13 protein-coding genes are annotated in these 14,206 nt (G+C 60.4%); 6 read left to right on the plus strand and 7 right to left on the minus strand.

Translation table 11 applies throughout. The features are described 5' to 3' along the window. Positions 1–33: 33 nt before the first annotated feature. Positions 34–870 carry a LysR family transcriptional regulator gene (locus ACXADQ_RS20680; RefSeq protein WP_475326005.1) on the plus strand — a complete coding sequence of 279 codons (837 nt, stop codon included), beginning with the start codon at positions 34–36 and terminating at the stop codon, positions 868–870. A gap of 50 nt (positions 871–920) precedes the next feature. Here ACXADQ_RS20680 and ACXADQ_RS20685 read toward each other — a convergent pair whose 3' ends face one another. Next, entirely contained in the window at positions 921–2,840 is a 1,920-nt protein-coding gene (locus ACXADQ_RS20685) for an FAD-dependent monooxygenase (RefSeq protein ID WP_475326007.1), read from the minus strand. Between the two features lie 163 nt (positions 2,841–3,003). Here ACXADQ_RS20685 and ACXADQ_RS20690 point away from each other — a divergent pair, with 163 nt between their 5' ends. Next, positions 3,004–3,414, plus strand: coding sequence for a MarR family winged helix-turn-helix transcriptional regulator (locus ACXADQ_RS20690; protein WP_475326010.1), 411 nt, complete (start codon positions 3,004–3,006; stop codon positions 3,412–3,414). Between the two features lie 6 nt (positions 3,415–3,420). On the opposite strand, the gene ACXADQ_RS20695 is transcribed toward ACXADQ_RS20690, so the two are convergent. Both ACXADQ_RS20695 and ACXADQ_RS20700 read right to left on the minus strand, forming a co-directional pair. Further along, the gene (locus ACXADQ_RS20695; RefSeq protein WP_475326014.1) at positions 3,421–4,335 is read right to left on the minus strand and encodes a DMT family transporter; all 915 of its coding nucleotides are present in this window, start codon (positions 4,333–4,335) and stop codon (positions 3,421–3,423) included. 122 nt (positions 4,336–4,457) lie between these two features. Next, positions 4,458–5,885, minus strand: coding sequence for an alanine/glycine:cation symporter family protein (locus ACXADQ_RS20700; protein ID WP_475326016.1), 1,428 nt, complete (start codon positions 5,883–5,885; stop codon positions 4,458–4,460). 144 nt (positions 5,886–6,029) lie between these two features. Between ACXADQ_RS20700 and ACXADQ_RS20705 the strand changes: the two genes are divergently transcribed. After that, a complete protein-coding gene (locus tag ACXADQ_RS20705; RefSeq protein ID WP_475326018.1) occupies positions 6,030–6,842 on the plus strand; it encodes a helix-turn-helix domain-containing protein in 813 nt (270 codons plus the stop codon). A 16-nt stretch (positions 6,843–6,858) separates the two neighbouring features. Here the strand turns inward: ACXADQ_RS20705 and ACXADQ_RS20710 are convergent, their stop codons facing one another. Further along, positions 6,859–7,815: an asparaginase gene (locus ACXADQ_RS20710; RefSeq protein WP_475326019.1), complete on the minus strand. Its 957-nt coding sequence runs from the start codon at positions 7,813–7,815 to the stop codon at positions 6,859–6,861. A 229-nt stretch (positions 7,816–8,044) separates the two neighbouring features. Here ACXADQ_RS20710 and ACXADQ_RS20715 point away from each other — a divergent pair, with 229 nt between their 5' ends. Further along, entirely contained in the window at positions 8,045–9,394 is a 1,350-nt protein-coding gene (locus tag ACXADQ_RS20715) for an aspartate ammonia-lyase (protein WP_475326020.1), read from the plus strand. A gap of 53 nt (positions 9,395–9,447) precedes the next feature. After that, positions 9,448–9,675 (plus strand): sulfurtransferase TusA family protein, encoded by a 228-nt coding sequence (locus ACXADQ_RS20720; RefSeq protein ID WP_475326021.1) that lies wholly within the window; start codon positions 9,448–9,450, stop codon positions 9,673–9,675. Here ACXADQ_RS20720 and mobA read toward each other — a convergent pair. Continuing rightward, positions 9,654–10,289 (minus strand): molybdenum cofactor guanylyltransferase MobA, encoded by a 636-nt coding sequence (gene mobA, locus ACXADQ_RS20725; protein WP_475326022.1) that lies wholly within the window; start codon positions 10,287–10,289, stop codon positions 9,654–9,656. The two genes, ACXADQ_RS20720 and mobA, sit on opposite strands and share 22 nt — an antisense overlap. 82 nt (positions 10,290–10,371) lie before the next feature. On the opposite strand from mobA, the gene ACXADQ_RS20730 reads away from it, so the two are divergent. After that, the gene (locus ACXADQ_RS20730) at positions 10,372–10,869 is read left to right on the plus strand and encodes a DUF2478 domain-containing protein (protein ID WP_475326023.1); all 498 of its coding nucleotides are present in this window, start codon (positions 10,372–10,374) and stop codon (positions 10,867–10,869) included. Here the strand turns inward: ACXADQ_RS20730 and ACXADQ_RS20735 are convergent. Both ACXADQ_RS20735 and ACXADQ_RS20740 read right to left on the minus strand, forming a co-directional pair. After that, positions 10,866–12,818 carry an acetoacetate--CoA ligase gene (locus ACXADQ_RS20735; protein ID WP_475326024.1) on the minus strand — a complete coding sequence of 651 codons (1,953 nt, stop codon included), beginning with the start codon at positions 12,816–12,818 and terminating at the stop codon, positions 10,866–10,868. The two genes, ACXADQ_RS20730 and ACXADQ_RS20735, sit on opposite strands and share 4 nt — an antisense overlap. Then, positions 12,818–14,023 carry a serine hydrolase domain-containing protein gene (locus ACXADQ_RS20740; RefSeq protein WP_475326116.1) on the minus strand — a complete coding sequence of 402 codons (1,206 nt, stop codon included), beginning with the start codon at positions 14,021–14,023 and terminating at the stop codon, positions 12,818–12,820. The genes ACXADQ_RS20735 and ACXADQ_RS20740 overlap by 1 nt, the downstream gene beginning before the upstream one ends. Positions 14,024–14,206: the final 183 nt, after the last annotated feature.

A 14,206-nucleotide genomic window follows, 5' to 3' on the forward strand; every position in this document is an offset into this window, starting at 1 on the left:
TAGGCATAAGTATTCCTAATGGATCACTTGGCCATGAAAACATCCCTCCCCCCGCTGACCTGGTTCCGTTCCTTCGAGGCTGCCGCCCGCGCGCTGAGTTTTACCGCCGCGGGGGACGAGATCGGCATGACGCAATCGGCCGTCAGCCAGCAGATCAAGGCGCTGGAAACACGGCTGCGCGTTCAGCTGTTTCAACGCCTGCCGCGGGGTCTGGCCCTGACGGATGCGGGGCGCAAATTGCTGCCCGAGGTCGAGGCCGCGCTGGCTATGCTGGTCGCGGCGACCGATACGCATCTGGCCCCGCCTTCGGAAAACACGCTGACAATCGCGGCCTCGGTCAGCCTGATCGAATGGGTGATCTCGCCCCATCTGCCCGAGTTCCAAGCCTTTTATCCCAATGCGAAAATTGGCTTCCAGGCGACCATCTGGCCAGACGAATACAACGCCCCCAAGGCGGATATCGAATTGCGGTTTGGATCGGCCAAGCAGGTTGGCGCCGGGGCCATTGCGCTGCCCAATGCCCTGGTGCCCGTGCGCGCGCCGGGGCTGCGCGGGCGCATCGATCAACTGCCTCTGATCCAAACGGTTGGCACCTCGGTCGGCTGGAAAAACTGGGGCGATCTGGTGGGTGTAAAGGGCTTAACCTCGGCCATCACCGTGGATTCCTATGGCATCGCGCTGAAGCTGGCGATGGATGGGGTCGGCGTGGCCTTGCTGAACCGATTGGTCGCGCGCAAGGCGCTGAATTCCGGGGCCGTTGTTCTGGCCGATCCGACCTCGATCCCCGGGAAAGAGGGGTATTTCCTGTCACAACTGTCCGACCGACCACTGGCCCATGCGTTCAACGAATGGATGACGCAGCTGATCTGAAACGCAAACGGGCGCCCCAACCGGGACGCCCGCCATAGGATTTGACTGGATCAGGCCTCCAGCATGAACCCGCCAAAGAATTCGGCCAGTTCGTCATAGCCATCCAGCGGCAGCACATTGGCGATGTACTGGTCGGGGCGCACAACGATCATACAGCCCTTGGCCCGGTCGATGCCGCGCATGTCAAAGATATCGCCTTCGTCTTTGTGATCGACGCAGAACACCTTTTCATAGTCCATCAGGCCCAGCTTGCCCTTAAAGGGTTTCAGCAGCGCGGGCATGTCTTCGTAGGCCAGCTGATCGAAGGTCTGCTGGAACACGGCGCGCAGGTCGATTACGGCGTCAATGTCTTCGTGCTCTTTGGTGTACTTCAGCACAGGCGAGTTCGCATCGGTTGCCAGCCAGTCGGCCAGCTTGTGGATCGCCGAGCCAGCATCCGAGCTGTCCCCTTCGCCCGCAAAGGCGTAGATGCGCCAGCGGCCGTCGGCCTCGGCCACGTGGCCCAGTTGCAGCTGCTTGGCATCCGACAGGCGCACAACAGGGGCCGAATGGAACCGGCGCCCGATCTCTTCGCCAGTGGCCAGATCCTGATGTTTCGGCGCGGCTACCAGCGCGGATTCGTTGTATTTCACGGCCAGACCGCCGGTAAATTCCAGATTCTGGATGAAGTGCTTGGCAAAGCGGGGCAGTTCGCCATCGTCCAGCTCGGATTCACCCGGAGGGGCGGACATCACGCGCGCCCATTCGTGGTCGGTATCCACCAGGCGCTTGGCCTCGGCCCAGCGCTCGGCCGAGTAGGAATGCAGCAGGCTGGCATCCGCACGACCCTGGAACACATGCGCCAGTTTCCAGCCCAGGTTAAACGTATCCTGCATCGACACGTTCATGCCCTGACCCGCCTTTGGGCTGTGCGTGTGGCACGCATCACCAGCGGTAAAGACGCGCGGCATCCGGGTGGCGGTTTCACCTGCGGGAACGTCGTCGAAACGGTCGGTCATACGGTGCCCGATTTCATAGATCGACCACCAGACGACCTCTTTCACGTCAATCGTGTAGGGCGCCATGATCCGGTTGGCCGCGGCGATCATCTGGTCCTGAGTGATGTTGCGCTGCGCCACACGTTCGTCTTCGTTCAGCTTATCCAGCTCGACATACATGCGGAACAGATAGCCGCCCTCGCGCGGCAGGATCAGTACGTTGCCTTCGTTGGCCGAGGTGATCAGACATTTCTGACGCACATCCGGAAAATCGGTGTTGGCCAGAATGTCCATCACGCCCCAGGCTTGGTGGGCCGCGTCGCCGTGCAGCTCGCCACCGATGGCCTTGCGCACTTTGGACCGGGCGCCGTCACAACCCACCACATAGTTCGCACGGACCTTGATGGTTTCACCCCAGTTCACGCCGGTGTCTTCCAGCGTCACGGTAACAGGATAATCATCGGTGGTGGTGTCGATCTCCAGATCCTTGACGGCCCAGTTATAATCTGGCTCCAGACGCGAAGGAGAGTTCTCCATCACCTCGAGAAACAGCTGGTGCATCCGCGCCTGGTTGATCAGGATATGCGGCATTTCCGAGCTGCCCTCAGGCACGTCCTGAACGCGGCCTACACGCTTGATATGTTCGGGTTTTTCGGGGTCCGGCATCCAGAAATTGGTCTGGTTCACCCAGTAGGTTTCCCGCTTGACCTTGTCGGCAAATCCGAACGCCTGGAACATCTCCATGGTGCGGGTGTTGATGCCGTCTGCCTTGCCCTTGACGATGTTGGAGGGGCTGGCCTCGACGATCATGGTTTCGATTTCCGGGAACTGAGCCAGTTGCGCGGCCAGACAAAGACCAGCGGGACCGGTGCCCGCGATCAGCACGTCCACCTTTTCCGGCATGGGTGCGTTTTCACGACGATCCCGGCGCCCAGGGGCTGCGTTTTTGATGTCCGGGTTCCCGCCCCGAAATCCGTCTACATAAAATTGCATGTCTCCTCCTTCCCGGCAGCCGCCGACACGATTGACTAAGTTGTCGATATAATAACTACACATATTAGTTTGGGTCAATAAAAATATGTACACATACAATTCACGGAAACCTCTTGTTATCAAATAAGGATTACACATACCCCCGAGGAGGCGCGAGCAAACCATGAAAGCACGCGGGATGCCGGGGCATATGATTCGGCGGCTACAACAGATTTCTACGCAGGTGTTCATTCGCCAGATGCAGGCGGCTGGATATGATCTGACTCCGATCAAATTTGCGACGATGGACGCGATCATTTCGGCCCCGGGGATGAACCACGCGCAGGTGGCGACTGCGATCGTCTATGATGAAAACACCATCGTTCCGGTGATCGATGACCTGGCGACAACGGGCTATGTCAGCTACGGCGTCTCCAAGACGGTCTTTCCCACGGACAAAGGCGCGACGATGTTTCGGGTGACGCTGCCCATCGTCGTCGCACTGCAAAACGATGTTCTGCCGGGCCTCAGCAGGTCGGAAAAAGACCAGTTCTTTGCCCTGGCGCGCAAGGCCATTGACTGGTCCCAGGATTAGAAAAGATTAGAAACCCCACCGGCGCAAGCCTCCCCAAACCCGGCCATCCGTTACAACAAAGCCCAGCGCGATTATGGCGAATCCCAGCCAAAGGCCTGCATTCAGTTGCTCTGCAAAGGCCAGGACCCCTAATCCGATGGCAAATGGCGGTATTAGAAGCGTTACGAGCAATAGGTTCGCCGCACCCGCGCGCGCAAGGATCGCGAAATAGAGAACATAGGCCAGCGCGGTCGACAGGCCAGCGATCCCCAAAAGCGCCGCCCAAACAGAGGCGGACAGGCTTAGCGCAGGCGGACCATCCACCCACAGGACAACGGGAATCATCAGCGCTGTGCTGCCCAGCAACATGCCAAGCGCGTTCATCAACGGCGGCTGATCGGCCAGTGCAACGCGCCCCCATACCCCGGCAAATGCATATGACAACGCCGCCGCTAACACAGCCAGCTGCGCCAAGTTGCTAAGATCGAAGGACGTCAGAGCCTTGGGTCCCATGATCACAGCGACCCCCAGTAACCCTAGTCCCGCTCCGATCAGTTTGCGCGGGGTCAAAGGTTCGTCTTTCAGGAACATCCCTGCGACCACCGCCGCCAACATGGCCGATGTCGCGTTCAAAATCGAAGCCAGCCCGCTGTCGATCCGCAGCTGCCCCCAAAATATCAGTGAAAACGGGATCGCGTTGTTTAGTGCTCCCATCACCAGATAGTTGCCCCATATTTTGGGACTGCGCGGCCATTTCAGCCCCTTGGCCCAAACGATCACACCGAGAATGGGCAAGGCCCAGACAACACGATGCAGCGTGATCGTGAGGGGCGGAAGCTCTTGCAAGGCGATCTTGGCAAAAAAGAACGACCCGCCCCAGATTGCCGCCAGCAGCACCATCAATCCTAAGGACACGCGGTCCAGTTTGGGAGTGTTCGTCATATCAGGTCCGTCGGGTTACAGCTGCTCCTGGCTAGGCCACCCAGCAAAGCAAAGCGATCCGTTTCCTGCGCAAAGCAAAAGGGGCCGCCCATCGGCGCCCCCTTTCACTCGATATTGCCGGATTACTCGGCCGGAACCTTCCACGCCTCGCGGTCGATATCCAGATCGGCATAGTCGTCCGGGTTCAGCACGGGACGGGCCACACCGGCCTTCAACTGAGCACGGAAATCGCGCAGCAATCGCATGGCCACAGGGAACAGCATCATGATGGCCAGCAGGTTGACCAGCGCCAGAATGCCCATCATCGGATCCGAGAAGAAGAACACCGCCGTCGCTCCGGGGGCCACAGCGCCCAGGAACACGATGCCCATGATCGCCACACGCAATATGGTCAGCGACAAGGGGTTCTTGCTGAGCACGGTCAGCGCGTTTTCCCCCAGATAGTAGTTGTAGATGATCGACGAGAACGCGAACAACAGGATCGCTCCGGTCAGGAAATACTGCGCCCAAGCCCCCAGATGCGACACCATCGATTGCTGCGTCAGCGCGACACCGTCGATGCCCTCGGCGCCCGGGACATACACATCGCCCAGCAGGATCACGAAAGCGGTGCACGAACAGATCAGGATCGTGTCGATGAAGACCGAGAAGGACTGCGTGATGCCCTGGCTGATCGGGTGACGGACCTCGGCGGTGGCGGCCACGTTGGGGGCCGAGCCCAGACCGGCCTCGTTCGAGAAGAGACCACGGCGCAGGCCTTGGGCGATCGCCGCACCCATTCCGCCGCCGACGGCTTGCTCGAATCCAAAGGCGTTTTTCACGATCGAGGTGATGACCCCCGGCAGCTCGCCGATATTCAGCACGATCACGATCAGCGCCATCAGGATATAGCCCACTGCCATGATCGGCACGACCACGTCCGCGGCCTTGGCGATCCGGTGAATACCTCCGAAAATGATCACCCCGGCGACCGCAGCCAGCACGATGCCGGTCCACAGACGATCAATGCCCAGGCTGTCCTGAACGGCGCCAGCCACGGTGTTGCCCTGGAACGCGTTAAAGCCCAGACCGAAAGCTGCGATCAAACAGATGGCATAGACCACGGCCAGCCATTTGTATTCGGCGCCCAGACCGTGGATGATCGCGCGGGCCGGTCCGCCGCGATAGTCATTTTCGCCAACCTTGCGCTTGAACAGCTGTGCCAGCGAACATTCGACCAGGCTGGTGGCCATGCCGACCAGCGCAATCGCCCACATCCAGAACACTGCACCGGGCCCGCCCAGCGTGATGGCCACGGCCACGCCCGCGATGTTGCCCCCGCCGACGCGCCCTCCGACCGAGACCAGCAGCGCCTCGCGCGCCGAGATCTTGCTGGGATCTGCCGCGTTATTGTCGCTGCGCAGCACGCGGAACATACGGCCGAAAAATTCAAATTGTACAAAGCCCGTCGCCAGCGTGATAAACGCCCCGAACACGACAAGGATCGGGATCAGCGACCAACCCCAGGTCAGGTCTCCGATCTTGCCGAAGATTAACTCCAGAAATTCCATGTTAGTCCTCCTAGTTGAGCGCAGCCAAATCCACGCCGGATTGGCGCACCCTAGGCACAGAGGTCAGGTTTACCATTTCACTAGCTTGCGTCTGCTTGACCCCAGTTGTATCGGTAAGAGCATCAACTAGCGAAGGGTGGCCAGATGTCCCGCGATCTTCATCGGAACCTGCGATTGCTGTGCAGCTATCACAAATCCATCGCTGACGTGTGTCGCCAATTGGGGGTGAACCGGTCTCAGTTCAATCGCTACCTCAGCGGTGAAACCTTCCCCTCGTTGCGCCTGATGCGCCGCATGTGTGATTTCTTTGGGGTCGAGGAATCCGAACTTCTGATGCCGCATGGCCAGTTCACCGAACTGGTGCGCCTGAAACCGAACGAAAGCGGCGTACGGGCGGAAAAGAACATCGTGTCCGCCGTTGCCGATGACATTCGCGCGGGTTCGCGCGCGGCGTTGGACGGGTATGTGGGATATTATTTCACCTACTACAATTCCATGTCCCATCCTGGGCAAACGCTGCGCTCGTTAACCAAGATCTATCGCACCCCCTACGGGCTGAACGTCAAAAGCATCGAAGCCGTAGGCACACCCGGCGCGCGGCGTTTTACCTGCAAATACGAAGGCGCCTGTTTCATGCTGGGCGACCGGATTTTCATGACGGTGATGGAGACCCTGACCCGCAACGAGGTCATGCAGATAATCCTGTACCCCTGCTACAATAACCGCATCCGATATCTGACCGGGATCGTGTCCGGCGTGGCCGCACGCGCGCCCCGCCCGCCGACCGCGACGCAGATCGTGTACCAGTATCTGGGCGAGGGTCTGGACCTGCGCAAAACCATGAAGATGTGCGCCTTGTACGACCCAGATGACGAGGAGATCCCGCCCGAAGTGCGCCGTATGCTGGCCATGGGGATGCGCGACGATCGGCGCCTGCTGGAGGCGCCGGTCACCTGATCAAGTGGTCACCTGATCAAGTGGCCGGTGTCAGCTCGCCACATTGGGGCACCCGCAGGAATTCTTGCCGACGCGCATCGTCCAGCCCCAGCGACAGGGCAAAGTGCAGTTTGACATAGGCCATCTCGGGGGTCATGTCGCGCCCGTCGATCACCCCGGTGTCCCGCATGACCCGACCCGCCGCATAAGTGCCCAGCTTCATCCCGCCCTCGGGGCATTGGCTGACAGCCACCACGGGGATTTGCCGGTCGCGCGCCTGTGTCAATGCTGCACGCATTTCCGGCGTATCGGGCGCTGTCCCCGAGCCATAGCACCGCAGCACCAACCCGTCACACCGCTGCACAGCGACCTCAAGCAAGTCCAGGCACAGGCCCGGCGTGACCGAAAAAACTCCGACATTGTGTTGCATCACCACGTTCAGCGCAGGCGTGGCGGCCGGAAGAACCGGAATGACCTCGCAGGGTTCGGCCTCGAACGCGTCCAGGGCGCTCGAGTGGCTTTTGCGCACCCGCCCGCCATGCAACAGATTGCCCGCGAATTGCACCCAGACTCCGGCAGGGGCGGTGGTGGCGGCCTGCAACGCGTCGGTCAGGTTGCGCCAGCCGTCATTGCCCTCGACCGTCAGCGGCAACATCGAGCCCGTCACAATCACCGGCTGCCGCAGCCCTGGCAGCGCCAGGCACAAAGCCCCCGCAGAATAGGCCAAGGTGTCGGTGCCATGGGTCACAACGAACGCGTCATGCTGATCGCGGGCCTGGTGCACATGCTGTGCAATGCGCCCCCAATCCGCGGGCGTCGCCTGGGCGCTGTCGATCAACTGACCGAAGGTCAGAATCTCGACCTCGGCCTGCAAAATCCCATCAGCCAGCAGTGTGGCAATCGCCTCTTCGACAACGCCAGATCGCGGCGCAAACCCGTGGTCTGTCTGCACCATGCCGATCGTTCCGCCCGTGTGAATCACCAAAATCCGCATGGATGTGCCCTGCCCTCCTCTGATCCCAACAATTGGGACAGCTTGAACCGGCAACCTAACTGCACGACCGCGCCCGATCAAACCAGTTCGCCGCTGGAATCAATGTGGTGCAAAGCCCCCTCAAACCAGCATCAACTAGCGTCAGTAAAGGAAAAATGCACAAAAAAGTGGCTTGTTAAAAACTACCATGGGCGTAAGAGGCCCACGTTCTCATCGGGAGGAAACCCAAATGCGCACCGAAACTGATTCTCTGGGCGATTACGACGTTCCAGACGACGCCCTTTATGGCATCCACACCATTCGCGCCTACAACAACTTTCGCATCTCGGACGTACCGATTTCGGACTTCCCCGAGCTGATCTCGGCTCTGGCCATGGTCAAGAAAGCCACCGCGCGCGCCAACAACAAGCTGGGTGTCTTGAACGCCGAAAAAACCAAAGCGATCGAAACCGCCTGTGATGCGCTGCTGGCCGGACAGCACCACAAGCATTTCATCGTGGACATGTTGCAAGGCGGCGCGGGCACCTCGACCAACATGAACGCCAACGAGGTGATCGCCAATCTGGGCCTGCAAAGCATGGGTCGTGATGTAGGCGATTACGCGCATCTGCACCCCAATGATGACGTGAACAAATCGCAGTCCACCAATGACGTGTATCCCACCGCGTTGCGCCTGTCGGTGCTGCTGAGAATGGACAGCCTGTCGTTTGAGCACCGCCGCCTGAGTGACGCATTCGAGGCCAAGGCGCGCGAATTCGACGGCATCCCGAAACTGGGCCGCACGCAGTTGCAAGACGCCGTGCCGATGACGCTGGGCCAGGAATTTCGCAGCTATGCCAACACGATCGAGGAAGACATCGACCGCCTGCGCGATGTGTCCAAGCTGTTGCTCGAGGTGAACCTGGGCGGCACCGCCATCGGCACGGGCGTCAACACGCCGGCGAACTACACTGACGTGGCCGTGTCGCAATTGGCGCAGGTCTCGGGGTTTCCGGTGATCGCCGCGCGCAACCTGATCGAGGCCTCCTCGGACCTTGGGGCCTTTGTCGCCTTTTCTGGCATCCTGAAACGGGTCGCGGTGAAGCTGTCGAAAATCTGCAATGATCTGCGGTTGCTCAGCTCGGGCCCGCGCTCGGGGCTGGGCGAAATCCATCTGCCCGCAGTGCAGGCCGGATCCTCCATCATGCCGGGCAAGGTAAACCCGGTGATCCCCGAGGTGGTGAACCAGGTCGCCTTTCAGGTGATCGGCAACGATCTGACCGTGACCATGGCCGCCGAATCCGGGCAATTGCAGCTGAACGCGATGGAGCCCGTGGCCATCCTGAACATCCTGCAATCCATCCGCGTTTTGAAACGGGCGATGGCCTGCCTGACCGACCGCTGCATTCTGGGGATCGAGGCCGACGAGGCGCGCTGTCGCGAGCTGCTGGAAAACAGCCTGGCGATGGCGACCTCTTTGGTGCCCCAGATTGGCTATGAAAAGGCGGCCAAGGTCGCCAAACACGCGCTGAATCATGACATGTCCGTCGCCCAGGCGCTGAAGGCGCTGCAAATCGACGCGACACCTCGGCTCGTGTGATCCCAAGGCGGCGCGACCATGGACAGAACGGTCGCGCCGCGTTACCTGCGGGCATGGAATTTGATGATGACTACGATGCCTCGGGGCTGATCTGCCCGATGCCGGTGCTGAAGGCGCGCAAACGGCTGATGGCGCTGCAACCTGGCCAGGTGCTGCGGCTGACGGCGACCGATCCTGTTGCTGTGATCGACATTCCGCATTTCTGCACGGAAACCGGGGCCGAGCTGGTGTCGATGCAGGACACCGGCACCGCGCAGGTCTATTTCATCCGAAAACACTGATCCGCCCGGGCCGAGCTGCGGGCAATCGCCTTGGCCTGCCGCAAATCCTCGGGCGTGTTGATGTTGAAAAACGGGTCGACCCCACCAAAGCGGAACACCACCTGCTGCGCTCCGTTCTGTTTTGCCCACATGCGCACCTTGCGCTCGCCTCGTGCTAAGGCCGCGCGCAGGTCGTCCGCCAAATCGACCGGCCACAATCCGAACACCGGATGCAGTTGCGCGGCGTCTTCGTCTGCGGCCTGGCTGGCCGCCAGCGCGAACCCACCCTTTGCGGCCAGTTTGTCCACCAAATCGCGCGGAAAAAACGGGGTATCGGCCGCCACGGTCACCACATGATCCGCGCCCTGCCGTTCAGCCCAATCCATCGCGGCCAGAACCCCGGCAAGCGGCCCGGCCTGCTCGGATCCCTCATCCGGCAATACCGTCAGACCATACCCGCGAAACCGGCGGGCCTCTCCGTTGGCATTCAGCGCGACAGTGGTGCATTGCGGGACCAACCGGCCCAACACATGATCCAACAGGCTGGAGCCCGCCAGCGATAACAGGCACTTGTCCCCGCCGCCCAGACGCTCGGCGCGGCCACCTGCGATAATGACTCCGGGGAAGTGTGACATGGGAGGGCTCCTGCGACGCTGCCGCTCTTTCACGCGGCCCGACCATCCTGTAAGGGGGATCAGACAGATTCAAGAGGCAGAAATGCTGGGCTATATCATATCTGACGAACCGGGCGAGGCGGATGCCATCCTGGGCCAGCTGGCCAAGGATCTGATGGCCGAGGGCGTCGCGCTGATCGGAGCCGTTCAGCACACCACGCGTGAAGACGGGGCCAAGCAGGACATGGCGCTGCACCTGCTGCCAAACGGCCCGCGCATTGGGATCAGTCAGGATTTGGGCAAGGGCGCGACCGGCTGTTCGCTGGACCCGGAAGGATTGGAGCACGCCGCCGGCCTGATCGCAGCGGCGCTGGATGCGAGCCCTGACCTTTTGCTGTTGAACAAATTCGGCAAACAAGAGGCCGAAGGCCAAGGGTTTCGCGCTGTCATCGGTGCCGCGCTGACGCAGGACATTCCGGTGATCATCGGGGTTGGACGTGCCAAACTGCCCCAGTTTCAGGACTTTTGCGGGGATTTCGGCGAGGAACTGCCCCGTGACATCGCCCGTTTACGCGATTGGTGCCACGCCCGGATCAGCTAGGCGCGCGCGGCCGCGTAGGTCACAAACCTGTCGAAACTGTCCGGATTCGCCATGGAATCTCGGTTCACGACCTTGGCCGGATCCCCGCCCAGCAGCAGCTTTTTCACCGGGACCTCCAGCTTTTTCCCTGACAGCGTGCGCGGGACTTCGGCGATGGCGATGATTTCGTCGGGCAGGAACCGCGCCGACACAGACGCCCGGATCGCGGCGTGGATTTTATTGATCATGGTCTCGTCCAGGTCCTGCCCGTCGCTCAGAACCACGAACAGAGGCATGAAACTGTCGCGTCCCAGGAATTCCAGATCTACAACCAGCAAATCCTGGACCTCGTCCAAGGCCTCGACCGCGCGATAGATTTCAGAACTGCCCAACCGCAACCCGCGCCGGTTGATCGTCGCATCCGAGCGCCCATAGATGACACTGCCCCCATCGGCGGTTATCTCAATCCAGTCGCCGTGCCGCCAGCTCCCCGGATAGGTGTCATAATAGCTGTCCAGCAGGATACGATTGTCCGTATCCCCCCAGAAATACAGCGGCATCGAGGGACATGGCTGGGTGCAGACCAGCTCGCCGACCTCACCGATCAGCTCGTTTCCGTCAGGATCGAAACTGCGGGTTGCAATGCCCAGGGCACGCGCCTGCATCTCGCCTGCGCGCACCGGTAACATCGGGTTTCCGCAGACAAACGCCCCGGCGATATCCGTCCCGCCTGAAATCGGCGCCAGCCACGCATCTGGCGACACCTCGCTGTAGATCCAGTCATAGCCCTCGGCGGTCAGCGGTGATCCGGTCGATCCCACGGCCTCGATCGCGCTAAGATCCAGTTCATGCCGAGGGGTGATACCGGCCTTCTGACACAGCGAAAAATACGCTGCCCCCGCGCCGAAATAGGTCACCCGTTCCTGCGCGGCGATGCGCCAACACTCCATCAAATCCGGGTGGTTCGCGGCCCCGTCAAACATCACCACCGTGGCGCCATTGGCCAGACAGGCGGCTTGCAAATTCCACATGATCCACCCCGACGAGGTCAGCCACATATATCGGGTACGGTCCGAAATATCCATGTGAAGACAGGTCTTTAGCCCCTCCAGCAAGACACCGCCATGGCCATGCACGATGGGTTTGGGATTGCCTGTCGTGCCCGAGGAAAACACGATCCACAAGGGATCCGAGAAATCGACCTGCGTGGTTTTCGGCTCGGCGTCGCCGGTCAGCATCTGCTGCCAATGCACCGCACCATCGGGCAAATCCCCCACAAGCGGCAAAATGATGCGCTGTTCCAGCGAGGGCAACCCGGCCGCGATGTCATCCAGGATCGCGCGCTTGTCGACCATCTTGTCGATGTGTTTGTACCCGTCTTGCGCGATCAAGACCTTGGGTTCGATCAGGCGAAAACGGTCCAGAATGGCCACATGCCCCATGTCCGGCGCGCAAAGGGACCAGATCGCACCCAGGCTGGCTGTGGCCAGAAAAGCGATAATCGACACTTCGGTGTTGGGCAGGATGGCGACAACCCGGTCGCCCTTGCCCACCCCCATTTCGGCCAGATGCGCCGCGACATTCGCCACAGCCTGACGCAATTCCGCCCAACTGAGCTGGGATCGCCCCATGGTTTGCGACTGCACAATCAGTGCGGGTTCATCCGGGTGCTGCTCTGCGCGGGCGAACATTCTGTCAGTATAGTTCATACGCGCGCCAACGAACCATTCGGCCCCCGGCTGCTTGCGTTCTTTCAGAATCTCTGACGGAGGATGGCTGAAGGAAACGTTGAAAAACGCCGAAATCGAGGTCCAGAACTCCTCGATCTCGGTGGTGCTCCACTCCCATAAAGCATTGTAATCATTGAAGGTCTGACCACGCGCAGTTTCCAGCCATCTGATATAGTCGGCCATCAAGGTTTGTTGGGCGCGTTCGGGCGTTGGCTCCCATAGGATTGCTCGATCTGTCATCACATCACCGCGCCATGAACCAGCGCCTTTAATTCGGCCCGAGAGGGGTACGAACTGGACGGCGACAGTTGGGTGAAAAACACAACGCTGAGATCCAAGATCGGATCGGTCCAGAAGAACGTCGAGGCCATGCCGCCCCAGCTGAAATCACCGATGCTGCCGGGCACCCGCGTTCGGCCCGGATCCAGAACCACGGATCCACCCAGACCAAAGCCCATGCCCTCCATGGGTTGCTCCGCGAAACTGGCCGGGCCCATCGAGGCGATATCGCCCTTTAGGTGGTTGCGACGCATGAAGGCCAGCGTGTTCGGCGACAGGATACGTTCGCCCAATTCCCCACCTCGGCGCAGCATTTCGGTGAATTTCATGTAGTCATCAAGAGTTCCGACCAGCCCTCCGCCACCTGAAAACATCGAGGCGTTCAAGAATGCCGAGGTCTCTCGCTCGTCCACGCATCTTAGGGTTTCAGCCCCTTTTTGCGCCGCGTTCAAGTCCATCGCATCCCCGGCCAAGGGCGTATAAAGCGCGGCAAAACGGTCTTGCGCCCCCTGAGGCACCGAAAACGCCGTTTCCGTCATCCCCAGCGGATCGAAAATCCGGGTTTTGAAGAACTCTGCAAGGGTCTGCCCCGACACGATTTCGACCACCCGGCCCAAAATGTCGATCGCAACCGAGTATTCCCACCGACTGCCAGGTTCGAAGGCAAGCGGCAGTGCTGCGACCTGGCTGGCCATGTCTTCCAGCACGCCCTGGTTGGGCTTGAACATCAGATCGTCCAGCTCCATCACCTGCGGTAAGACCCCTGGATTGAACGGATAGCTCAGCCCCGAAGTATGGGTCAGCAATTGGTGCAGCGTGGGCGTTGCGCAGGGACGCGTCTGAGCAATATCTGTCGCCCCGGCGACCAGGCAGGACATGTTGGAAAACGCCGGAATGAACTCGGAAACCGGGGCATCCAGATGAAACAACCCCTGTTCCGCCAGCATCATCAGCGCCACCGAGGTCACGGGTTTGGTCATGGAATAGATGCGCGCGATCGTATCCCTCTCGAATGGCAAATCGCGCTCGATATCACGCAGGCTGGTCGCGTGGTGATACACCTCTTGCCCCCCCCGCACGATCAGAACGGAACTGCCGGGGTATTTGCGATCTTGAACATAGCGATCCATCCACTGGCCGATCAAAGCCAGCCGAGCAGAGCTCATACCTTGCTGTTCCGGTGCAACCCGTTCCATGCGCGCTCCTCCTCTTTCGCTAAAACAGAATGTTTCAGCGCCCAAACCAATACAAGTAAGTAAGAACACGCATGTCGCCGGGGGGAGGACCGCAAACGAAAACAGCCGCCCGGACCAGGGTCCGAAGCGGCTGTTAATCTAGAACATCGTAGA

It is taken from the genome of Thalassovita sp. ABM4_323, from assembly GCF_056158665.1.